General features: G+C 71.9%; 20 protein-coding genes. 6 read left to right on the forward strand and 14 right to left on the reverse strand.

The genetic code is table 11. From position 1 onward, the window contains the following. Positions 1–9: 9 nt before the first annotated feature. Both OG252_RS20840 and OG252_RS20845 read right to left on the reverse strand, forming a co-directional pair. Positions 10–1,200: a glutathionylspermidine synthase family protein gene (locus tag OG252_RS20840; RefSeq protein ID WP_329337855.1), complete on the reverse strand. Its 1,191-nt coding sequence runs from the start codon at positions 1,198–1,200 to the stop codon at positions 10–12. Positions 1,201–1,242: 42 nt separating this feature from the next. Next, complete coding sequence (locus tag OG252_RS20845; RefSeq protein WP_329337857.1) at positions 1,243–1,623, reverse strand: hypothetical protein; 381 nt, start codon at positions 1,621–1,623, stop codon at positions 1,243–1,245. Positions 1,624–1,759: 136 nt separating this feature from the next. Here OG252_RS20845 and OG252_RS20850 point away from each other — a divergent pair, with 136 nt between their 5' ends. After that, on the forward strand, positions 1,760–2,662 hold the full coding sequence (locus tag OG252_RS20850; protein ID WP_266448160.1) for a hypothetical protein: 903 nt from the start codon (positions 1,760–1,762) through the stop codon (positions 2,660–2,662). Between the two features lie 64 nt (positions 2,663–2,726). Beyond that, the gene (locus OG252_RS20855) at positions 2,727–3,143 is read left to right on the forward strand and encodes a hypothetical protein (RefSeq protein ID WP_266434746.1); all 417 of its coding nucleotides are present in this window, start codon (positions 2,727–2,729) and stop codon (positions 3,141–3,143) included. Here OG252_RS20855 and OG252_RS20860 read toward each other — a convergent pair. Continuing rightward, positions 3,115–5,874 (reverse strand): AAA family ATPase, encoded by a 2,760-nt coding sequence (locus tag OG252_RS20860; RefSeq protein WP_329337859.1) that lies wholly within the window; start codon positions 5,872–5,874, stop codon positions 3,115–3,117. The two genes, OG252_RS20855 and OG252_RS20860, sit on opposite strands and share 29 nt — an antisense overlap. Before the next feature lie 215 nt (positions 5,875–6,089). Beyond that, positions 6,090–7,580 (reverse strand): MocR-like pyridoxine biosynthesis transcription factor PdxR, encoded by a 1,491-nt coding sequence (gene pdxR / locus OG252_RS20865; RefSeq protein WP_329337861.1) that lies wholly within the window; start codon positions 7,578–7,580, stop codon positions 6,090–6,092. A 47-nt stretch (positions 7,581–7,627) separates the two neighbouring features. On the opposite strand from pdxR, the gene OG252_RS20870 reads away from it, so the two are divergent. Genes OG252_RS20870 through OG252_RS20880 form a run of 3 tightly spaced genes read left to right on the forward strand, consistent with a single transcriptional unit; the run spans position 7,628 to position 9,302 of the window. After that, positions 7,628–8,146: a carboxymuconolactone decarboxylase family protein gene (locus tag OG252_RS20870; RefSeq protein ID WP_266434752.1), complete on the forward strand. Its 519-nt coding sequence runs from the start codon at positions 7,628–7,630 to the stop codon at positions 8,144–8,146. Then, positions 8,143–8,589, forward strand: a complete 447-nt coding sequence (locus OG252_RS20875) for a carboxymuconolactone decarboxylase family protein (RefSeq protein WP_329337863.1) — start codon at positions 8,143–8,145, stop codon at positions 8,587–8,589. Before OG252_RS20870 ends, OG252_RS20875 begins: the two co-directional genes overlap by 4 nt. Beyond that, a complete protein-coding gene (locus tag OG252_RS20880) occupies positions 8,586–9,302 on the forward strand; it encodes an isocitrate lyase/PEP mutase family protein (protein ID WP_329337865.1) in 717 nt (238 codons plus the stop codon). The genes OG252_RS20875 and OG252_RS20880 overlap by 4 nt, the downstream gene beginning before the upstream one ends. 3 nt (positions 9,303–9,305) lie before the next feature. Here the strand turns inward: OG252_RS20880 and OG252_RS20885 are convergent, their stop codons facing one another. The 5 genes from OG252_RS20885 to OG252_RS20905 are packed head-to-tail and all read right to left on the reverse strand — an operon-like array spanning position 9,306 to position 16,378. Next, a complete protein-coding gene (locus OG252_RS20885) occupies positions 9,306–10,259 on the reverse strand; it encodes an ABC transporter substrate-binding protein (protein ID WP_266434757.1) in 954 nt (317 codons plus the stop codon). 1 nt (position 10,260) lies between these two features. Continuing rightward, on the reverse strand, positions 10,261–12,198 hold the full coding sequence (locus OG252_RS20890; RefSeq protein ID WP_329337867.1) for an ABC transporter permease: 1,938 nt from the start codon (positions 12,196–12,198) through the stop codon (positions 10,261–10,263). Beyond that, complete coding sequence (locus OG252_RS20895; protein WP_329337869.1) at positions 12,198–13,274, reverse strand: quaternary amine ABC transporter ATP-binding protein; 1,077 nt, start codon at positions 13,272–13,274, stop codon at positions 12,198–12,200. Before OG252_RS20895 ends, OG252_RS20890 begins: the two co-directional genes overlap by 1 nt. Next, positions 13,274–14,797, reverse strand: a complete 1,524-nt coding sequence (locus OG252_RS20900) for a GMC family oxidoreductase (RefSeq protein ID WP_329337871.1) — start codon at positions 14,795–14,797, stop codon at positions 13,274–13,276. The genes OG252_RS20895 and OG252_RS20900 overlap by 1 nt, the downstream gene beginning before the upstream one ends. 60 nt (positions 14,798–14,857) lie before the next feature. Then, positions 14,858–16,378 carry an aldehyde dehydrogenase family protein gene (locus tag OG252_RS20905; RefSeq protein ID WP_266434765.1) on the reverse strand — a complete coding sequence of 507 codons (1,521 nt, stop codon included), beginning with the start codon at positions 16,376–16,378 and terminating at the stop codon, positions 14,858–14,860. Positions 16,379–16,560: 182 nt separating this feature from the next. Between OG252_RS20905 and OG252_RS20910 the strand changes: the two genes are divergently transcribed. After that, the gene (locus OG252_RS20910) at positions 16,561–17,454 is read left to right on the forward strand and encodes a GNAT family N-acetyltransferase (protein ID WP_406494840.1); all 894 of its coding nucleotides are present in this window, start codon (positions 16,561–16,563) and stop codon (positions 17,452–17,454) included. Positions 17,455–17,457: 3 nt separating this feature from the next. On the opposite strand, the gene OG252_RS20915 is transcribed toward OG252_RS20910, so the two are convergent. The 5 genes from OG252_RS20915 to OG252_RS20935 all read right to left on the reverse strand — a co-directional run bounded on the left by OG252_RS20915 (position 17,458) and on the right by OG252_RS20935 (position 22,419). Further along, the gene (locus OG252_RS20915; protein ID WP_329337875.1) at positions 17,458–18,216 is read right to left on the reverse strand and encodes a hypothetical protein; all 759 of its coding nucleotides are present in this window, start codon (positions 18,214–18,216) and stop codon (positions 17,458–17,460) included. Between the two features lie 142 nt (positions 18,217–18,358). After that, positions 18,359–19,348 (reverse strand): malate dehydrogenase, encoded by a 990-nt coding sequence (locus OG252_RS20920; protein WP_266434771.1) that lies wholly within the window; start codon positions 19,346–19,348, stop codon positions 18,359–18,361. A gap of 289 nt (positions 19,349–19,637) precedes the next feature. Continuing rightward, positions 19,638–20,891, reverse strand: coding sequence for a helix-turn-helix domain-containing protein (locus OG252_RS20925; RefSeq protein WP_329337877.1), 1,254 nt, complete (start codon positions 20,889–20,891; stop codon positions 19,638–19,640). Between the two features lie 324 nt (positions 20,892–21,215). Continuing rightward, positions 21,216–21,686: a helix-turn-helix domain-containing protein gene (locus OG252_RS20930; RefSeq protein WP_329337879.1), complete on the reverse strand. Its 471-nt coding sequence runs from the start codon at positions 21,684–21,686 to the stop codon at positions 21,216–21,218. A 256-nt stretch (positions 21,687–21,942) separates the two neighbouring features. Then, positions 21,943–22,419 (reverse strand): DUF3017 domain-containing protein, encoded by a 477-nt coding sequence (locus OG252_RS20935; protein ID WP_329345174.1) that lies wholly within the window; start codon positions 22,417–22,419, stop codon positions 21,943–21,945.

The following is a 22,419-nucleotide window of genomic DNA, read 5'->3' on the forward strand; positions in this document are numbered from 1 at the left end:
AGGGGGTTCTCAGCGGATCACGTGCGGCAGGAAGCGGGCGTACTCGTCGGTGACCAGGCCGGAGGACTCGCGGATGCCGAGGCCCGCGGACTCGTTCTCCACGACCCAGGCGCCGAGGACGACACGGTTGCCGTCGAAGTCGGGAAGGGGGGCCAACTCCTGGTAGCAGCAGGCCTCTTGGCGTACCACCGGTACCGGGTCGGCGCCGGGCTCGTGGACCGTCACTCCCGCGCCCTCCCTGCCCAGCAGGGGCTTGGCGACGTAGCCGGTCGTCGTCGCCAGCTCCCGGGGGCCGTCCAGGTAGGCGGGGAGGAGGTTCGGGTGGCCGGGAAACAGCTCCCAGAGGATCGCCAGCAGGGCCTTGTTGCTGAGCAGCATCTTCCAGGCCGGTTCGATCCACAGGGTGCTGCCCGTGCCGCCGCCGTTGTCGAGGGTGCCGAGGACCTGGTCGGCGAAGCGGTCGGTGGTGAGCCATTCCCAGGGATAGAGCTTGAAGCAGCTGCGGATGAAGCGGAGTTGGTTGTCGACGAAACGGCCGGAGAGGGGGTCCCAGCCGATCTCTTCCATGGAGATCCAGTCGGTGTCGAGGCCGGCCTGGTCCGCGGTCTCCTTGAGGTAGGCGACCGTCATGAGGTCCTCGCCGAGTTCGTCGGCCGAGGAGTGGGCGAAGTACAGAGGGCTGCCGGGCGGGAGGAGGGCGGCCTGGTTCTTCCAGGCGGCGACGAGGCGTTCGTGGAGGGAGTTCCACTGGTCGGCGCCGGGGAAGCGCTCCTCCATCCAGAACCATTGGGGGGAGGCGGCCTCGACGAGGGAGGTGGGGGTGTCGGCGTTGTACTCCAGGAGTTTCGCCGGGCCCGTGCCGTCGTGGCGGAGGTCGAAACGGCCGTAGACGGAAGGGAGTTCGGCGCGGCGGCGCCAGGCCTCGGCGACCGACTCGGTCACGCGGGGGTCGGTGATGCCGAGGTCGGCGAAGCGGTCGGTGGCGACGATGTGCTCGGCCGCCGTCAGGCACATCCGGTGAAGTTCCTCGACGACCTCCTCCAGGGCCTCGACCTCGGAGAGGGTGAAGGAGTAGTAGGCGCTCTCGTCCCAGTAGGGGCGCAGGGAGTCGTCGGGATAGCGGGTGAGCGGGTAGATGAGCCCCTGCTCCTCGACGGTCTGCTGCCAGCCGGGGCGGGGCTCGATGGTGTGGCGATTCATGGGAGGGGTTCCTGAGGGCGGGGTTCCGGAAAGGTGGGTCGGTCAGCCGCCGGAGCTGCCCTTGCCGACGCCTCCGCTGTCCCCGCTGTCGCCGCTGCCGAAGCCGCCCCGGTCGACACCGCCGCTGCTGCCACTGCCGCTACTGCTCGAGCTGCCCGACCCCTTGCCGGACTTGGTGAAGGAGCCGCCCTTGACCCAGCCGCTCTTCTTCTTGCCGCCGTAGTAGTAGGCGCCGTCGACGGTGGTGACGGACTTGCAGTTCTTGTCGCCGACGACCTCGTAGCCCTTGCCGGCGGTGTAGCTGTCGCGGTCGACGCAGCGCTTGTCCGGGTCCGAGGAGCAGGCCGTGAGGGCGGCGGCGAGCAGGCCCACGCCGCCGAGTGCGACCGTGCCCGAGCGGAGTTGTCGGCGTGCGTCTGCCATGTTCTTGTCTCCCCGTTGGTCGGGCCGTCGGCCCGGTGTGTGTGGTCCGGCGAACAGCCTAGAGATCGGTAAGAACAGGCGTGCGGGCGGCCCGTCCGTCATGACCTTTCCCTACAGTCGCTTTGTGTTCTTTGGAATGGTGTGCGCCCTTGGTGCCGCGGTCTGCTTCGGCACGGCGACCGTCCTGCAGGCGATGGCGGCGCGGGCGGCGGACACCGGCGGGGGCGGCGAGGCGGCACTGCTGCTGCGGGCGGTCCGGCAGTGGCGGTACCTGGCCGGGCTGGCGCTGGACGGGCTGGGGTTCCTGTTGCAGGTCGCCGCGCTGAGGTCGGTCCCGATCTACGCGGTCGGCGCGGCGCTGGCGTCGAGTCTCGCGGTGACGGCGGTGGTCGCGGCGCGGCTGCTGCGCGTGCGGCTGAGCGGGAGCGAATGGGGCGCGGTGGGGGTCGTGTGTGCCGGGCTGGCGCTGCTCGGGGTCGCGTCGGGGACCGAAGGGGACCGGGGCGGATCGTCGGCGCTGAGGTACGCGCTGCTCGCCATGGCCGTGGCCGTGCTGCTGCTCGGGCTGAGCGGCGGGCGACTGCCGGAGCGGGCGCGGGCGTCGGTGCTCGGGCTGGGAGCCGGATTCGGGTTCGGGGTGGTGGAGGTGGCCGTACGGCTGATCGACTCGCTCGCGCCCTCGGAACTGCTCACGAATCCGGCGACGTACGCCCTGCTGCTGGGCGGCACAGCCGCGTTCCTGTCGCTGACCTCGGCCTTGCAGCGCGGCTCGGTGACCACCGCCACCGCGGCGATGGTGATCGGGGAGACGATCGGGCCGGCGGCGGTGGGTGTGGTGTGGCTGGGGGACCGTACGCGGGAGGGGGTGGGGTGGGTGGCCGTGTTGGGGTTTCTGGTGGCTGTGGCGGGTGCGTTGGCGCTGGCTCGGTTCGGGGAGGTGGCCCAGGAGACGCCGGTCCGGGAGACCTCGCTGCGGCAGCCGCCGCCCTTGGCCAACCCGGGGTTTTCCCCAGGTCCTTCCCGGAGGCCAGGTCCCTGAGGGGATCCCTAACGTTCAGCTGTACGGCCGGAAAGCCGGCCAGGACAAACAGGGGGTAGTAGTCATGGGACCGAACGACGCTCAGATCATCCGGGTGTTCAGCCGCGGGCTCAAGGGGCCCATCGCGGACCTCACTCTGAACCCGAACAGCGAGGGCGAGGTCGTGCTGGAGGCCGAGGCCGGGGAGACGCTCCACGACGGCGGCGGGGACTACCTCGTCACGCTCGTCGTGCGCGACCTCAGCGACGGCACCGCTATTCCCGCACAGGTGCCGAACGCACCGAAGCCCGGCGAGGTGAAGGGTCGCTTCAGGGACCCCAACTGGGTGGACCTCCCGGCCAGCTTCGGGTTCGTGATGAGCAGCGCCGACCTCAAGAACCACCGGGGACACCTGGTCCAGGCATACGGTTCGGTGGTGTACGGCAACACCAAACCCGGCTCGACCTTCGCGGTCAGCCAGACGTTCCAGATCCTTCCGTAGGCGCGGCGACCCGCGCCACGAGTTCCACCCGCGAGCGAATGCCCAGCTTTGCGTAGGCATGGCTCAGGTGGTACTCGACGGTCTTCGCGCTGAGGACCAGCTCGCGGGCGATCTGGCGGTTGGTCAGCCCGGTCGCCGCGAGTTGGGCCACTGCGTGCTCCTGCGGCGTCAGCCGTTCCCGCGCCCACGGGAGAGCCTCGGAGGCGGGGGCACCTTCGAGGGCGGCCCCGCAGGCGGTCAGCTCACGGTCGCACCGCTCCAGGAAGGGGACGGCACCCAGCCCCGCGAAGCGGGACCGGGCCGCCCGCAGGTGTTCCAGGGCCGGGGCGCGGCGGCCCGTGCGGCGCAGGAAGGCGCCGAAGTCGAGCTCGGTGCGGGCCCGTTCGAAAGGCAGGCCGGCACCGTCGGCACGGTCGAGGGCCTCGGTGAAGGCGTCCCGGGCGGGTTTCGGCTCGCGACGGGCCGCGTACAAGGTGCCGCGTATCCGGCAGACGGCCGCCAGGGTCGAGGCCCGCGAGCGGCGCAGGGCCCGCAGCTCCAGCGCTGCCAGCACCTCCTCGGCCTCGTCGAGACGGCCCGCGCCCACCAGGGCCTCGGCCAGCAGGTCCCGCCAGGCCACGAGGCTGGGTTCCGCCGTGAGGTCCAGGTCCTCGTGGACGACGAGGGTCCGGAGCAGGTCGACGGCCGCCGAGTGGTCGCCGCGGACGAAGGCCAGGAAGGCGCGGCCGTACGTCACGAAGAGCTCGACCATCGCGGACTCCTGGATCACGGGGTTGCCGCGCGCGATCCGCAGATGCTCCTCGGCACGCGCGTACTCGCCCCGGGCCGCGAGCGGGAGCGCGGCCTCGGCATGCACGACGGGGGCGATCCACCCCTGGCCGAGGTCCGCGGCGACGGAGGACGCCGTCTCCCAGCGGGTCATCGCCGAGTCCCAGGATCCGCAGAGGAATTCGGTCTTGGCCAGGACGGCCAGGGCTATCACCCGCAGGGGCACGGGCCCCCGGCGTACGAGTTCCACGGCTCGCTCCAGGTCCTGGCGTGCCTGTGTCGTGCGGTCCGAGTACAGGTACAACGCGGCCCTGCCCATGAGGAGTTCGATGTCCTCGGGCCCCACCAGCGCGGCCTGGGGCAGGGCTTCGGCCAGGCGGAACCCCTCGTCGAAGGCGCCCAGTTGCCCGAGCGCGGCCAGGTGGATGAAACGCAGGGTTCCTCCGGAGCGCGCCCGGCCCCCGTCGCGCCGGGCCGGTTCGGCCCACCGGCACACCTGGGATGCGTGACCGCCCATCATGTGAACCATCACGTACTGTTCCGCGATCCGCTCCTCGAGCCCGGCGTCCGCGCCCGGCGTGCGCAGCCGCCACGCCTCGTCCAGCAGCGTCCGTGCCTGGGTGATGCGTCCGGCGACCAGCGCGAGATGGCCGCGGGCGCAGCATCGTACGGCCGGGTCGGTCGCGTCCGGGAGTGCGGCCGCGACGCTGTCGGCCTCCTCCTCCCTGCCGTCGAACAGATAGGCCTCGATGGCCTCGCAGTCCAGTCGGCCCCGCTCGCTGGGCGGGGTGGTCAGTCGGGCCGCGTACCGCAGGAGGGGTGCGGCCTCCACCCAGCGGCAGACGGCCGCGCGGCGCCGGGCGCAGTCGGCGAGTTCGGCGGCCAGCCGGTCGTCGGGGCCGTGTGCGGCGAACGCCCGGTGGTGCAGCCTCGTGAACTCGTCGTCCTCGGACTCGGCGGCCCTGGTGTGCAGGGCGGTGCGGCGCACCGGGCCCAGCTGGTGGTAGACCGCCGCGCGGACCAGGGGATGGGTGAACGCGATGCCGGTCACCGCGTCGTGCGCGGCCTCCTGGAGCAGGCCGTGGGCCAGGGCCTCGCCGAGGGCTGCCGGCGGCTCGGCGACCTCGGCGAGGTGGGCGGCGCGGACCAGAGTGCAGCGCATGCCGAGCACGGCCGCGGCCTGCACGAGGTCCCTTGCGGGCGGGCCGCAGCGGGCGAGCCGGTCCAGGACGAAGCGGGTGTACGACTGCGGGGCGGGCAGCGTGGCCGCGGCGGACCGGAGCACGGCCGCGGGCACCTCCTCGAGCAGGGCCCGGCAGTGCAGCGGGTTGCCCCGGGTGTGGGTGTGCAGGCGCCGGGCCGCGTCCGCCGGCAGCGGCTCGGTCAGGAACCGGGCGCTGAGTCCGACGAGGTCAACCGCCGCGAGCCCGGCCAGGCGCAGTCGTACGGCGGTGTCGTCGGTGAGGATCCGGCGCAGTCCGCCGGGTATCCGCCGGTCGTCGAGGTCGCGCAGGGTGAGCAGGCACAGAACGTGGTCGGCGCGCAGTCGGCGCAGGGCGAAGGTGAGGGCGCGCAGGGAGGGCGTGTCCGCCCAGTGTGTGTCGTCCACGACCAGCACGACGGGCTCGTCGTGCTGTAACTCACCCAAGGATTCGAGGAGTTCGGCTCCGGCGGTGAGCGGGTCGGTGCGCACGGGCCGACCGAGGAGCCGGCTCAACACCCCATAGGGCAGCTCCGCCTCGTTCTCCTCGCCGGCCGCCGTCAGGACGCCGCCGCGCGCGGTGTCGGTGACGAAGCACCGGACGAGCGCCGTCTTGCCGATGCCGGCGGGCCCTTCGACGACGACCAGCCGGGGCCGCCCCGCGGACGCCTCCCCGTACAGCCGGCGCAGCTCGGCGAGTTCGCCCGTCCGTCCGAGGAACGCCGCCCCGTCGCCGCGTCCCCCGGGCATGGCAGCGTGCATGGCAGCCCCTCCCCCGAGGCCACGGCCCGCGGTGCATCCCGCGGGTGCATCCCGCGGGTGCGCCCCCGGGGCCGTGTCCGTACGTTGGCTCGAGCCCAGCATCCACGCAGACGACGGGGAGTGCGGTGAAAGCCGAGAGAAGTACGCACAGAAGCTGGCCTTGGACGAGCCCCTGACGTACGTCGGGGCAGGACTACGCACCCGGGGCAGCACATCTACGGCAACACCCCGCACAACGCCCCCAACGCCCCCGCCCACGCATGGTCCGGCGGCGTCCCGTACCCCACCACCAGCGCGTCCAGCTGCTCGGCGGCGGCCGACTCGTGGCGGAAGAAGGACAGGCCGTGGACGGCCAGGCCCTGCCAGTTGGCGGCCTGGACGACCGACTGTTCGGTGCCCGCGGGGAGGGTCAGGACAGCGTGCAGGCCGGCGGCGATGCCGGTCACGTGGATGTCGGGGGCCTCGGTCGCGACGGCGTCGACCAGGGCGTCCCGGCGGCGCCGGTAGCGGAGGCGGGCGGCGCGTACGTGGCGGTCGTGGGCGCCGGAGGTGATGAACTCGGCCAGGGTCAGCTGGTCGAGGACGCCGCAGGTGTCGATGCCGCCCTTCGCCGAGGCCGCCGCCTCCGCGAGGTCCGGCGGCAGCACCATCCAGGCCAGCCGCAGGCCGGGGGCGAGGGACTTGCTCGCCGTGCCGAGGTAGACCACGTGGTCCGGGTCGAGGCCCTGGAGGGCGCCGACCGGCTGGCGGTCGTAGCGGAACTCGCCGTCGTAGTCGTCCTCCAGGACCAGTCCGCCGGTGCGCCGCGCCCAGTCCAGGACGACCGCCCGCCGGTCCCGGTGCAGGGGGACGCCCATGGGGAACTGGTGGGCGGGGGTGAGCAGTACCGCCCCTTCGTCGGTCAAGTACGAGGGATCGGTGCCCAGTTCGTCGAAGGGGAGGGGCGAGGTGCGCAGGCCCGCCGTCCTCAGCTGGTCCTCGTGGGCCTTCAGGCCGTACGACTCGACCGCGACCGTGCCTACTCCGCGCGCCCGCAGCACCGCGCCCAGCACCTTCAGGCCGTGGACGAAGCCGGCGACCACGACGATCCGGTCGGGGTCCGTGCGGACGCCCCGCGAGCGGGCGAGGTAGCCGGCGAGGGCGGTGCGCAGTTCGACCCGGCCGCGGGGGTCGCCGTAGCCGAGGGCGTCGTTCGGGGCGGCGGTGAAGGCCCGGCGGGCGGCCTTGAGCCACTCCGCGCGGGGGAAGGCGGCGAGGTCGGGGGTGCCGGTGCGGAGGTCGTACGCCGGGCGGTGGCGCTGCCTGCGGGGCGGGGCCGCGTCGGCCGGAGCGGCGTTCGCGCTCCCCCACTGCCTCGTAGGCGCGGGAGGCGCCCCTCTGGCAGCCCCCATGGTTGCCTCCTCGGCTGCCCCCATGGCTACCCCCTCGGCTGCCCCCATGGCGGCACCCATGGCGACCCTCGTCCCCGAGCCCTGGCGGGCGGTCAGCCAGCCCTCGGCGACCAGGTCTGCGTAGGCGTCGGCGACCGTGTTGCGGGCGATGCCCAGGTCTGCGGCGAGGGCGCGGGAGGAGGGCAGACGGGTGCCGGGGGCCAGACGGCCGGACCGTACGGCCTCGCGCAGCGCGTCGGTCAGGCCGCGGCGGACGCCCGGGCCGGTCGGTTCGAGGTGCAGGTCGATGCCCGGAGTGGCCCAAGGTTTCGCCATGGAAATGGACCATACCCCTGGGACGCCTTCCTCCTAGGGTCGACCTCATGACCATCGACGACACGGCCGCCACGACGGCCACGACCGCGGAGTACGCCCCCGAACACACCCCCCGACTGCGCTGGAGCGAGCACGCCCCCGAGGTCTTCAAGGCGATGATCCGGCTGGACGCCGCCGCCCGTAAGGGCCTCGACCCCAAGCTGCTGGAGCTGGTGAAGATCCGCGCCTCGCAGATCAACCGCTGCGCGTTCTGCGTCGACATGCACAGCAAGGACGCGCTCGCCCAGGGCGAGAGCGTCGAGCGGATCGTCCAGCTCAGCGCGTGGGACGAGTCGGAGCACTTCTACACCGAGAAGGAGCTGGCGGCGCTCGCGCTGACCGAGGCGGTGACCGTGCTGACGGACGGCTTCGTGCCGGACGCGGTGTACGAGAGGGCCGCCAAGCACTTCGAGGAGGCCGAGCTGGCGCAGCTGATCGCCGCCATCACGGTGATCAACGCGTGGAACCGGTTCGGCGTGACCTGCCGTCTGGTGCCGGGGCACTACGAGCCCGGGCAGTACAAGTGAGCCGTACGACACTGCTGGACCGCGAGGTCGGACAGGCCATGTCCGCGCTCAGCGCCGCCGCGAAGAAGGGGCTCGGCGACCCCGCGCTCACCGAGCTCGTCGTCATTCGCGCCTCGCAGCTCAACCACTGCGCCTTCTGCCTGGACATGCACCTCGCCATCGCCCGCGGACACGGGATGAGCGAGAAGCAGCTCGATCTGCCGGCCGCCTGGGAGGAAGCCGGGGAGGACGTGTTCGACGAGCGCGAGCGGGCCGCCCTCGCGCTGACCGAGGCGGTTACCGTGCTGACGGACGAGTTCGTTCCGGACGCCGTACACGACCTGGCGGCCAAGCACTTCGACGCCACCCAACTCGCCCATCTCGTCGGGCTGATCGCCGCCATCAACAACTGGAACCGGGTGATGGTCGCCCGCCGGATCCCACCAGGGGGCTACACGCCATGAGCAAGGTCGAGACCTTCCGCAGGCTCCACCACGGCCGGACCCCCGACCGCCCCCTCGTCCTCCCCGGCCCCTGGGACGCGGCCAGTGCGCGGGCCCTGGAAGAGGCCGGGTTCCCGGCGCTCGCCACGCCCAGCGCCGGGGTCGCCGCCTCCCTCGGATACGAGGACGGGGCGACCCCGGCGGACGAGATGTTCGCGGCGGTCGCGCGGATCGTACGGGCGGTGGACGTGCCGGTGTCCGCCGACATCGAGGACGGGTACGGGCTCGCGCCGAAGGAGCTGGTGGAACGGCTGCTGGAGGCGGGCGCCGTGGGCTGCAACCTGGAGGACTCCACCGGTGGCGTCCTCCAGGACCCGCACGAGCACGCCGACCGGCTCGCCCAGGTGCGGTACGCCGCCGGGGACTCGCTCTTCGTCAACGCGCGCATCGACACCTTCATCAGGGGCGTCGCCGATCCCGAACGGGCCATCGAGCGGGCCGCGTTGTACGTCGCCGCGGGCGCCGACTGCATCTATCCGATCGGCGCCCCGACGTCCGTACTGCCGTTGCTGCGGTCCGGGATCGAGGGACCGGTCAACGTGTTCGCGACGGTGGGCGAGGGCCCCTCGCCCACCGAACTCGGTGAACTCGGGGCCACTCGCGTCACGTTCGGGCCGGGGCTGCAACGCCGGGCCACCGCCGCCCTGCGGGAGATCACCGCAGAGCTGAAGTGAGCATCAGGACAGCCATGCCTTCCACGTCGACGCGTGGCTGTCCACCCACTTCTTCGCCGCCTCCTCCGGCGACAGCTTCTCGTCGGCGATCATCAGGGAGACCTCGTTCTGGTCCTCGGTCGTCCACTTGAACTTCTTCAGGAAGGCCGCCGCTTCACCACCGGACCGGGCGAAGTCCGTGTTGAGGTACTTCTGCAGCGGGGTGTGCGGATAGGCGCAGGCCACCTTCTCCGGGTCCGCGTCGCAGCCCTCCTTGTACGCCGGCAGCTTCACCTCGGTCATCGGGACCTTCTTGAAGAGCCACTGCGGGGTGTACCAGTAGGTGAGGAAGGGCTTCTTCTCCTTGGCGAACTGCTGCATCTGCGTGATCTGGGCGGCCTCCGAACCGGCGAAGACGACCTGGTAGTCGAGCTTCAGGTTCTTCACCAGAGCCTTGTCGTTGGTGACGTAGGAGGGAGAGCCGTCCATGAGCTGGCCCTTGGCGCCGCTCTCCGGCGTGCGCATCTGCGAGGCGTACTTGTCGAGGTTCTTCCAGTTGGTGACGTCCGGGTGCTGCTTGGCGAAGTACGTCGGGACGTACCAGCCGATGTGCCCGGTCACGCCGAGGTCGCCGCCCCGCGTGATCGTCTTCTTGTCCTGGACGTACCGCTGTTCCTCCTCCGGATGGCCCCAGTCCTCCAGGATCGCGTCGACGCGGCCCTGGCTGAGCGCGTCCCAGGCGGGCACCTCGTCGACCTGCACGGTGTCGACGCGGTAGCCGAGCTTGTGCTCCAGGAGGTACTGGGCCACGGCGACGTTCGCCTGCGCTCCGACCCAGGACTGGGTGGACAGGGTCACCGTCTTCGACCCCTGCGCGTTGGCGAAGGGCGAGGCCTGCTTGGTCATGTCGGCGGCGCCGCAGCCGGTCACGGTCAGCAGCAGAAGAGAGCCCACTACGGCAGTCGTACGAAGTCGCATGTCACGCTCCCTTCTTGGCGCGGCGTTCGGTCGGCTGGGTCACCCGGTCGAGCATCAGGCCGAGGCAGACGATCGCCGCGCCGGCCACCAGACCGGTCGCGAGGTCGCCCTGGGCGAGGCCGAAGACGACGTCGTAGCCGAGGGCGCCGCCGCCGACCAGGCCGCCGATGATGACGACGGCGAGGACCAGGACCACGCCCTGGTTGACGGCGAGCAGCAGGGCGGGCCGGGCGAGCGGGAGTTGGACCTGCCGGATCTGCTGGCCGCTGGTCGCGCCGAGCGAACGGGCGGACTCCAGGGAGGCCTGGTCGACCTGGCGCAGGCCCTGGGCGGTGATGCGGACGACGGCGGGCAGCGCGTAGACGACCGCCGCGGCGACAGCCGGTGCGCGGCCGACGCCGAACAGCGCGACGACCGGGATCAGGTACACGAACTGCGGCATGGTCTGGAAGACGTCCAGGACGGGCCGCAGCATCCGCTCGACGCGGTCGCTGCGGGCCGCCGCGATACCGATGGCGAAGCCCAGCACGAGGGTGACGGCGACCGCCGCGAGCACCTGCGAGAGCGTGTCCAGCGACGGCTGCCACACGCCGAGTACGCCGATCGCGGCCATGGCGAGGACCGCGGTGAGCGCGGTCTGCCAGGTGCCGATCAGCCAGGCCAGGGCGGCCACGATGAGCAGGACCGACCACCAGGGCAGCCCCTGCAGACCGTCCCGCACCGGGTCGAGGACCCAGGTGGTGAAGTGGCCCGCCCACTCGGCGGTGCCGCCGACGACGGGGACGCCGGAGTAGAGGTGGTCCGTCATCCAGCCGACGGCCCGGTTGACCGGTTCGGCGATGTTCAGCGTCCAGGCGTCGGGCCAGTCGAGCCGGCCCAGGAGACGTCCGGCCACCGCGACGGCCACGGCGGCGAGGAGCGCGTACGCCCATCCCGCGCGGTCCGACCCCTCGGTACCGTCGCCCGCCGCGCCGGTGACGCGGTCCAGTACGACGGCCAGGAGCACGATCGGGATTCCGGCGGACAGCGCCGCGCCCACGTCGACCGAGGCCAGCGCCTGGTAGACGCGGTCGCCGAGGCCGCCCGCGCCGATCACCGACGCGATGACCGCCATGGACAGCGCCATCATGATCGTCTGGTTGAGGCCGAGGAGGAGTTCCTTGCGGGCCAGCGGGATACGCGCGGTCAGCAGCCGCTGCCGGGCGGTCGAACCCAGCGACTCGACCGCCTCCAGCACCGACTTGTCGGCGCCGCGCAGACCGAGCGAGGTGAGGCGGGCCATGGGCGGGGCGGCGTAGACGACCGTGGCGAGGACGGCCGCGGGGACGCCGATGCCGAAGACGAGGACCACCGGGAGCAGGTAGGCGAAGGCGGGCAGGACCTGCATGGTGTCCAGGATCGGGCGCAGGATCCGGTCCATACGGTCCGACAGCCCGGCGGCGAGCCCCAGCAGGGCGCCCACGAGGACCGACGCCAGCACCGCCACGACCATCAGCGCGAGCGTCTGCATGGTCGGCACCCACATGCCGAGCAGGCCGCAGGCGAGGAAGGCGGCGCCGGTGCCGAGGGCCAGCTTGACCCCGGCGACCCGCCAGGCGACGAGCCCGGCGAAGGCGGTGACGCCGGCCCACCCGGCGGCGAGCAGCACCAGGTACACGGCCCGTACGGAGAGCACGACCGCGTTGCTGACGTAGCCGAAGAAGTACAGGAACAGCGGGTGGCTGTCGCGGTTGTCGATGATCCAGTCGCTGGTCCTCGTCAGCGGCTCGGTGAGGTCGACGGTGAGCGCGCTCGGCCAACTGCCGCTGGCCCAGCGGGCGTTCGCCAGGGGGACGAGAATCGCCGCGGCGACGGCGAGCAGCAGGAGCTTGTGGACGGCCCGGTGCCTGAGGATGCCGGGGAGGGCGATCCGGGGGGCGGGTGCGGTGACCGTTGCCATCAGACCGCCTCCTTGCGGAGCTCCGTTCCGGCAACGACATCCAGGAGCCGTTCGTGATCGACGACCCCCAGACACCGGCCGTCCTCCACGACACACGCGGGCTTGCGGCTGCGGGCGACGACCTTGATCGCCTCGGCGACCACCGCGTCGGCGGCGATCGCGCCCGGGTGCTCCGGGCCCTCGCAGTCCCCGGCGCGCATGGCGGTGCGGACCGTCATGACCTGCTCGCGCGGGACGTCGCGGACGAACTCGCGGACGTAGTCGTCGGCGGGCGAGCCCACGATCTCCTCCGGCGTGCCCAGCTGCACCACGCGGCCGTCGCGCATCAGCGCGATGCGGTCGCCCAGCTTCAGGGCCTCGCTGAGGTCGTGGGTGATGAAGACCATCGTGCGGCCCTCCTCGCGGTGCAGCCGGACGACCTCCTCCTGCATGTCGCGCCGGATCAGCGGGTCGAGCGCGCTGAACGGCTCGTCGAAGAGCAGGACTTCGGGGTCGACGGCGAGCGCCCGGGCCAGCCCGACGCGCTGCTGCTGGCCGCCGGACAGCTGGCCGGGCCTGCGCTGCTCCATGCCCTCCAGGCCGACCTTCTCGACGACCTTCCTGGCCCGCTCGCGGCGCTCGGCCTTGCCCATGCCCTGGATCTCCAGGCCGTAGGCCACGTTGTCGAGGACCGTGCGGTGCGGGAGCAGGCCGAAGTGCTGGAAGACCATCGCGGCGCGGTGGCGGCGCAGTTCGCGCAGCCGGGCCTTGTCCATCGCGCGGACGTCCTCGCCGTCGATGACGATCGTGCCGGCGGTCGGTTCGATCAGCCGGGTCAGACAGCGCACCAGCGTGGACTTGCCGGAGCCGGACAGGCCCATGACGACGAAGACCTCACCCTTGCGCACGTCGAAGGAGACGTCCTGGACGGCGGCGGTGCAGCCGGTGCGGGCGCGCAGCTCGGCGGGCGGGAGGGCGGCCAGCTCGGAGTCGGCCGGGACGCTGTCGGCCTTGGGGCCGAAGACCTTCCACAGGCCCTCGACGGAGAACACGGGAGCCGTGGTCTCGGTGGGAGTCGCAGTAGTGGTCGTACTCATCACGCACCACCTCCAAGGAGGTCGACGGCCCGTTCCCCGACCATCAACACCCCGATCATCGGGTTCACGGCGGGCATGGTCGGGAACACGGACGCGTCGGCGACACGGATGCCGTCCAGGCCGCGGATCCTCAACTCGGGGTCGACGACGGCCGATGGGTCGTCGGCAGCGCCCATCCGGCAGGTCCCCGCCGGGTGGTACACGGTGTGCGCGACCTTGCGGGCGTACTCGCTCAGCTCCTCGTCCCCCGTGACGTGCGGTCCGGGAGCCACCTCGCGCTTGAGCCAGCCGGCGAGCGGCTCGGCCTTGGCTATCTCGCGGGCGATCTTGATGCCGTCGACGAGGGTACGGCCGTCGTAGTCGTCCTCGTCGGTGAAGTAGCGGAAGTCGAGGGCCGGCTTGACCGAGGGGTCGGCGCTGGTCAGGAACAGCCGGCCGCGGCTCTTGGGCTTGGGGATGTTCGGGGTCATCGAGACGCCGAAGGGCGGGCGTTCGTAGCCCAGGCGCTCCGGGTTGTCCGTGAACGGGATCTGGTAGAAGTGGAACATCAGGTCGGGGCCCGCGTGTTCGGGGTCGCGGCGTACGAACAGGCCCGCGTCGGAGTCCATCGCGGAGTTCTCCGGGATGGGGCCGTTCGTCTCCCAGACGATCACTGACTCGGGGTGGTCGAGCAGGTTCTCGCCGACGCCCGGCAGGTCGTGCACGACGGGGATGCCGAGCGCCTCCAGGTCGGCCTTCGGGCCGATGCCGGAGTGCAGCAGCAGTCGGGGCGAGTCGACGGCGCCCGCGCACAGCAGGACCTCGTTGCGGGCCCGTACGAGGATCTCCTCGCCGTCCTTGGTGCGCACGTGCACGCCCTCGGCGCGGGTGCCGTCGAGCTCCAGCCGGTACGCCCAGGTCTCCAGCAGGATGCGGAGGTTGGGCCGCTCGTCCATCACCGGGTGCAGGTACGCCACCGACGCCGAGGAGCGCTTGTTGTTCTCGGGGTGGTAGGCGAGGTCGAAGAAGCCGACGCCGTCGTTGAACGGCTTCTTGTTGAAGCCCTCGACGCGGGGGACGTCGAGCGCCTTCTGCGCGGCGTCGACGAAGTCGCGGGCGATGGCGTTGCGGTCCTTCTCGTCGACCGGGACGATGTTGTTCTTCAGCCGCGCGAAGTACGCCTCCATCGGGACCGCGCCCCAGCCCTTGGCGCCGGCCGCCTCCCACTCGTCCCAGTCGGACGGCAGCGGCTTGAAGGCGATCAGGGTGTTGTGGGAGGAACACCCGCCGAGGACGCGGGCGCGGCTGTGCCGGATGTGGGAGTTGCCGCGTGGCTGCTCGGTGGTCGGGTAGTCGTAGTCGAGGTCGCCGCCGAGCAGACCCATCCAGCGGCGCAGGGTCAGGACGTCGTCTCTGCCGACGTCACTGGGGCCGCCCTCGATGACGGCGACGGTGACGTCGGGGTTCTCGGTGAGGCGCGAGGCTATGACGGATCCTGCGGTGCCGCCGCCGATCACGACGTAGTCGTACTCGTGTTGGTGCATGGGGGGAACTCCAGGGGCTTGCGAGGGAGAGCAGGGAAAGGCCGGGAGGCCGCAGGTGGCTCAGCCGGCGAACCAGCGGACGGGCTTCGGGGCGAGGTTCTGGTAGACGTGCTTGGTCTCGCGGTACTCGGCGAGGCCGGCGGGGCCGAGTTCGCGGCCCGTCCCGCTCTTGCCGAAGCCGCCCCACTCCGCCTGGGGGAGGTAGGGGTGGAAGTCGTTGATCCAGACCGTGCCGTGGCGCAGCCGGCCCGCGACCCTGCGGGCCCGGCCCGCGTCCGCGGTCCAGACACCACCCGCGAGGCCGTACTCGGTGTCGTTGGCGAGGGCGACCGCCTCGTCCTCGGTGCGGAAGGTCTCGACGGTGAGCACGGGTCCGAAGACCTCCTCCCGTACGACCCTCATCTCGCGGTGGCAGTGGTCGAGGACGGTCGGCTCGTAGAAGTAGCCGGCGGCGGGACGTTCGGCCGACGGCGCGGGCCGCTTGCCGCCGGAGCGCAGCACCGCGCCCTCGGCGAGCGCGGATTCGACGTACGACTCCACCTTGGCGCGCTGCTGCTCGGAGACGAGCGGGCCGCACTCGACGCCGTCCTCCGTGCCGCGGCCGAGGCGGATACGGTCCGCCCGGCGGGCGAGTTCGGCGACGAAGCGGTCCCGGACCGACTCCTCGACGATGAGGCGGGCGCCCGCGGAACAGACCTGGCCGCTGTGGATGAAGGCCGCGTTGAGGGCCTGGTCGACGGCGGTGTCGAAGGCCTCCTCGGTGGCGCAGGCGTCGGCGAAGACGACGTTGGGGTTCTTGCCGCCGAGTTCGAGGGCGACCTTCTTGACGCCCGGGGCGGCGGCCTGGGCCACCTTCGTGCCGCTGACCAGGCCGCCGGTGAAGGAGACCAGGTCGACGTCGGGGTGCTCGGCGAGGCGGGCGCCGACCGAGTGGCCCGGGCCGGTGACGATGTTGGCGACGCCGGCGGGGAGTCCGGCCTCGGTGAGGAGGTCGATGAGGGCGACCGTCGTCAGCGGGGTGATCTCGCTCGGCTTGACCACGAAGGTGTTGCCGGCCGCGAGCGCCGGGGCGATCTTCCAACTGGCCTGGAGCAGCGGGTAGTTCCAGGGCGTGATCAGCGCGCACACGCCGAGGGGCTCGTGCACGACCACGCTGTGGATGTCGGGCGAGCCCGCGTCGACGACCCGGCCCGGGGCCTCGGCGGCGACGAGGTCGGCGAAGTAACGGAAGGCGTCCGCGACACAGTCGATGTCGACGCGGCCCTCCTCGAGGGTCTTGCCCGCGTCACGGCTCTCCAGCAGGCCGAGCTCTTCGCGGTCGCGTACGAGGAGATCGGCGACGCGGCGCAGCAGTGCGGCGCGTTCGGCGGCGGGGGTGCGCGGCCAGTCGCCGTGGTCGAAGGCCTGCCGGGCGGCCGCGACCGCCAGGTCGGTGTCCTTCTCGTCGCCCTCCGCGACCAGGGCGAACGGCAGGGCGTCCGCGGGGTCGATGATCTCGCGCGTGGCGCCGGAGACAGCTTCGAGCCACTCCCCGTCCGCGTGGATGGTCTTCCGCGCCTGGAGTTCTGGTGTGTCCGCCATGATCGGTTTTGCCTTCCGTTCCTGTTCAGTGCCCCTGCGTCACAGACATGTCACTCACCGGGACCGTTGGCGCATGCCCGAACCGTCCGATTGCATGCGCAATCCATGGCCGAAAGTGCGCCGTATCACTGGGCCATCCGCCAAAGTTTGACTAAAGTCAAAGAAATATGGAGCCAGTGTCGATGGAACAGGTGACGGCCCTCCGCCGCTTCAACCGCTACTTCACGCGCCGCATCGGCGTCCTGGACGACCACTACCTCGGCCAGGACCGCCCGCTCGGCGAGGCCCGGCTGCTGTTCGAGATCCACGAGAGCGCGTCGGAGGCGTCCGGCGCCGGCGCGTCCCTGCGGGAGCTCAGGACGCGGCTCGGCCTCGACGCCGGATACCTGAGCCGGATGGCGAAGGCCCTGGAGGCTCAGGGCCTGGTCCGCACGAGCGTGCACCCCGGTGACAACCGGCTGCGCCGGGTGGAACTGACGCCCGCCGGACGCGCCGAGGTCAAGGAGCAGAACCACCGGGCGGGCGCCCTCGCCGCCGGCCTGCTCGAAGGCCTCGCCCCGGGACAGCGCACCGAACTGACCGGCGCGCTCGCCACCGCACAGCGCCTGCTGCGCCTGGCCGCCATCACCGTCACCCTCGTCCCCGGCGCCTCCCCGGACGCCCGCGCCTGCCTGGAGGCGTACGCCGCCGACCTCGACGTCCGGTTCCCCGAGGGCTTCGACGAGTCCGCCCTGGTACGGCCCGAGGAGGTGTCCGGCGACGCCGGCGCCTTCTTCGTCGCGTACGAGGAGAGCCGCCCGGTGGGCTGCGGGGCGCTGCGCCGGCTGGAACCGCGGGTCGGCGAGATCCGGCACGTGTGGGTGCACCGGGAGGCCCGCCGCCTGGGCCTCGCCCGACGCCTGCTCGCGGCGCTGGAGGGCGAGGCCGCCGCGCGCGGCTTCGACGTCGTACGACTGGACACGCACGCGGCGCTCAAGGAGGCGCAGGCGATGTACCGGGCGTGCGGGTACCGGGAGATCCCCCGCTACGACGACAACGTGTACGCCGCCCACTGGTTCGAGAAGCGCCTCGTGTGAGGCTCAGGGCTCGAACGACCCCACCGCCCTGGTGAGCGGCTCACGCACCGAGGCCGCCGCGAGGCTCTCCGGGCCGCTGGAGCGGATCGCGTACCGGGTGCCGTCGGCCGACTGGAAGCGGTGGTCGACGACCTGGCGCGGGCCGGTGTCCGAGTCGTCGTAGCGGTAGGAGAGTTCGGACCAGGTGGCGCCGGAGGCCCGGTCGAGGGGCCGGTAGCCGGGCTGCCGGGCGAAGCCGTAACCGGGGTGGGTCTCGGCGAGGGCGAGGGACTCGGCCGCGGTGGCCTCGGCGAGCCGGAAGATCTGCAGCCGGCGTCCGTCGGCCGGGGCGTCGTAGGAGACGACGGGGGCGAGCCGGCCCTGTTTCTGGGTGCGGGTCCAGCCCTCGGGGACGTCGACGGAGTAGCCGACGGGGTCCAGGGCGCGCCGGTAGGCGGGGGCGACGGTCGACGGGCTCGCGGTGACGCTCACCGCCGGATCGCGTCCGGCGCCGGGGACCGTGGAGGTGTCGCGGACCGTCGAGGTGTCGCGGATCAGGAACCAGACGCCGACGCCCACCCCCGTGCCCAAGGCGACCGCCAGGACGAGAGCGAGCAGCAGGCGCCGCACCCCGTGGCGGGGCGGCGGAGCGGGCGCGTACACCAGGGCCGCCTGTGTCGGCACCCAGGCCCAGGGCGCCTGCCCGCGCTCCTCGCTCGGCTCGTGTTCCGCTCCCGAGCCGGAGCCGGAGCTGTAGCCATAGCCAAACCGTCCGCCGCTCATCACGCCCCCCGAAAACACCGTCCCCTGGTGATATTCCGACGGTAGGGGCGGAAAGGGGCACGGGCCCCGTTCCGGCCGGAACCGGAACAGAGCCCGTGCGGGGTCGTGACAGAGCCGTCGAGAAGCCGGCCGCCATGACGGCTCAGATGAGGCCGAGACCGCGGACCGCGTCGCGCTCCTCCGCCAGCTCCTGCACCGAGGCGTCGATGCGGGCGCGGGAGAACTCGTTGATGTCCAGGCCCTGGACGATCTCGTACTTGCCGTCCTTGGTGGTGACCGGGAAGGAGGAGATCAGGCCCTCCGGGACGCCGTAGGAGCCGTCCGACGGGATGCCCATGGAGGTCCAGTCGCCCTCGGCGGTGCCGTTGACCCAGGTGTGCACGTGGTCGATGGCGGCGTTGGCGGCGGAGGCCGCGGAGGACGCGCCACGGGCCTCGATGATCGCGGCGCCGCGCTTGGCGACGGTCGGGATGAAGTCCTCGGCCAGCCACTTCTCGTCGCTGACGGCCTCGGCGGCGTTCTTGCCGCCGACCGTGGCGTGGAAGATGTCCGGGTACTGGGTGGCGGAGTGGTTGCCCCAGATGGTCAGGCGCTTGATGTCGGCGACCGTCGAGCCCGTCTTCTTCGCGAGCTGGGTCAGCGCGCGGTTGTGGTCCAGGCGGGTCATCGCGGTGAAGCGCTCGGCCGGTACGTCCGGGGCGGCGGCCTGGGCGATCAGCGCGTTGGTGTTGGCCGGGTTGCCGACGACGAGGACCTTGATGTCGTCCGCGGCGTTGTCGTTGATGGCCTTGCCCTGCGGCTTGAAGATGCCGCCGTTGGCCTCCAGGAGGTCACCGCGCTCCATGCCCTTGGTGCGCGGGCGGGCGCCCACGAGGAGGGCGACGTTGGCGCCGGCGAAGGCGACGTTCGGGTCGTCCGTGATGTCGATGCCCTGCAGGAGCGGGAACGCGCAGTCGTCCAGCTCCATGGCGGTGCCCTCGGCGGCCTTCAGCGCGGGGGTGATCTCCAGGAGGCGCAGCTTGACCGGCACGTCCGCGCCGAGCAGCTGGCCGGAGGCGATGCGGAAGAGCAGTGCGTAACCGATCTGGCCGGCCGCGCCGGTGACGGTGACGTTCACGGGAGTGCGGGTCATGGCGTTCTCCGTATGACAGCTGGCGGTGGGGCGTCCCTGCCCCGGACGTTTGATCGATCTCTTGGCGTCAAGAGAGATCAGCGGTCAGGCTATCGCGCATCCGGGATGCCGGACGTCCGGGGTTGTGTGGCCCAGCCCACAGACCACAAAAAGAGGCGGCCGCCCGTCCGGGAGAGGGGGGACGAAGGCGGCCGCCGTTCGGGGGTACCGATTGCCGGACTCCCGTGGGGGTAACGTTCGCGTGCCCGCGATTCAGGCGGGCATGCGCGTCTCCCCGGATTCTTTTCCGTTACTTCGTGCAGCCCTCCTGGCCCGAGGCCAGCGTCACGCAGGCCTCCGCCTCTCCCGCGTCCTTCACCGCCACCATCGGCGTGTACGCGATCGTGTCCCCGGCCACCGTGATGTTCCCGGTCTGCTCGGCCTTCCCCACGGTCACCCGCACCTCGTCGCCTTCTGCGGCCTGCGTGATGCGTCCCCATGCCGCGCCGCAGGTCTCGCTGTAGCGGACCTCGACGACGGTCGTGGCGACGGTCGTCGTCTTGGCGGTGGTCACGAGGTCGCCGCTGCACCCCATGCTCTCCGCGTCCTTGCCGGTGCAGGAGTCACCGCTGCACTTCACGCCGGCCGGCAGGTCGGGGTTCGTACTGACCGACGGCGACGCCGAGGCGGCGGTGTCCTCCTTCTTGCCGCCGTCCCCGCCCTGGGTGAGGAAGTAGGCGGCCCCGACCACCACGAGCACGCCGAAGACGCCCGCGAGGAACATCGTCAGCCGCCGCTTGCCGCCCCCGCCGGAGGACCCGCCGCCCGGACGGGGACCCTGCGGGGGTTCGCCGTACGGGGTCGAAGGCGCCGGAGTCCGCACGGGACTGTCGGCGGAAGCCGAAGCCGATGCGGAGGCCGGAGACCCCGCACTGGCACCGGACCCCCGCCCGCCGGTCGGCGCCGGCCGCTGATACCCCGCCAGCCCCCACGAGTTGCCGCCCGAGGCCCCACCCGAAGACCCGCCGGAGGAACCGCCCGAGGCCCCACTCGAAGGGAGTACGTCCCGGACGTCGCCCGCCGAGTCCCGTACCTCCGGTGCCGTCGGCTGCGGCGGCACCGACGGGACCACACCGGCCGGTCCGGCGATTCCGGGCGTGGCAGTGGCGCTGCCGCTCTTGCGGGCCGTCCTGCTGCTGCCCTTGACGTCCGCCGCGGGCGCGCCGAACTCGCCCAGTGCGGCACGCGCCTGGGAGATCCGTATGGCCTCCATGGTCATGTCGTGGCGCATCTCCGAGCGGCTCCAGGCGCGCTCGGCGAGCTCCCACATGGTCGTCAGATGAATGGGATTGGTGCCGGTGACCTCGGCCAGGGCGACGATCGCGCCCTTGGGCGCGAGAAGCCGGCCGTTGAGATAACGCTCCCAGGACGTCTTGCTGTAGCCCGTGCGGTCGGCCACCGCTGCGACGCTCAGACCGCTGCGGTCCACGAGCCGCCGTACTTGGCTCGCGAACTCTCTGACCTGCGGATCGAGCTCGTCGGGCAAGTCCTTCCAACGAGGCATTGCTACCCCCCTCTTCCCCCGGGTTGTGCTGGTTGTTCCCCGCTGTTCCCCATGTGTGGTGCCCTCTGCCGAGTCCCCGTTGTGGCTACCCACAGGGATGCGCCCAGTCAGGATCTCAGTTCCCGGGGTGGGGGCGCACGGGTGCATCGTGGCCGCGGGCATGCACCGTTGCACGCCCACCGGTCGGAGGTCCAGTACGCCGACGGCAGAAGGAGACACGCTAGCGCCCATGTCGAACGACTTCGGGTCAAATCCGCGAACGTCTCAATACATCGACACGAGTGTCACACACCGGAAATACCGCATGTCACGCAAGTGTTCGGCTCACCCAAACGCAACGGTCCCGACGACGCCGATCAGCAGCGTCACAAGGAGCAGCAGCACGGCCGACAGCAGCAGCCGTCCGCTCCGCCCGCGACCGCTCTGCTCGGGGGGCGCGTCCCACCACGGCAGGGTGGGATCGTCCTCGTACTCGCCGCTCCCGTCGCTCCCCTCGGACGGGGCCGGCACCGTCGCGGGGCGGGGCCACGCCTGGACCGCCAGTTCCCAGCGCACGCCGAAGCGTTCGGCGTCCGTGCCGCCGAGGCCCGCGATCCGGCACAGCGCGGCGACTGCCTGCCGGGGCGGGGGCTGGGTGGCGTTGAGATAGCGGTGCCAGGAGGACTTGCTGTAGGCGGTCCGGGCGCCGAGGGCGACCAGACTGAGTCCCGTGCGGTCCTTCAGGAGCCGCAGCTGTTCCACGAAGTGCCGCACCTCCGGCGGCAGATCGTCCGGCAACGGCTGCCAGCCGCCCATCGGCCACCTCCCCTTGGGACCCCTGGGGCCCTCTTGGGACCTCGCTTCTGAGCGAGTGACGACGTCAGAGGGCTGATCGGTTCCCGCGACGGGTGCGACTGTGGCACAGCGCGGACACCGTGCCGGAACGGTCACCTCCGTGCCACAGCGCACTGACAGCCATTGAACAGCCGGTTCACCGTGCAGGAGTCTGGTGCCCGGCGGCGGCCCGTCCTTGCTCGGGGGAGGGGACGGGCCGCAGCCGTACGAGACCGGGTCAGTTGCTGACCGTGAAGTGCAGCGTGTCCTTCAGGAACGGGATGACCAGCCAGGGGTTCGGCTGCACCATCAGCGCCAGCAGGACGATCACGAGTCCGAGCCCGCCGTACGTGACGATGTCGGTGAAGCGGGAGCGCACCGCGAGCATGCCGACGTCCGGCAGCAGCCAGCGCAGCACACCGCCGACCAGCAGGGCCACACCGAGCAGGAGAATGCCGACGCGGAACAGGTCCAGGGCGGTCAGCAGCAGTCCGAGCCCGGCCATCGCCAGGACGGCGAGGACCGGCCACTGCCGGGCGGGTGCCGGGGCGTCGCTCGGTGCGGCCCTGCCGCCGCCCTCGGGGCGCGCGGTGTCCCGCGTGAACAGCGGGAAGCGACGGGTCGTCCGGCGCGGCCTGCCCTCGGCGTCGGGCGCGCTGACGGGGTCGCGCACCTCGATCTCGTCGAGGTCGTCGACCCTCTTCACGCTCTCGAT

The sequence above is a fragment of the Streptomyces sp. NBC_01352 genome (genome assembly GCF_036237295.1).
Lineage (GTDB): Bacteria > Actinomycetota > Actinomycetes > Streptomycetales > Streptomycetaceae > Streptomyces > Streptomyces plumbiresistens.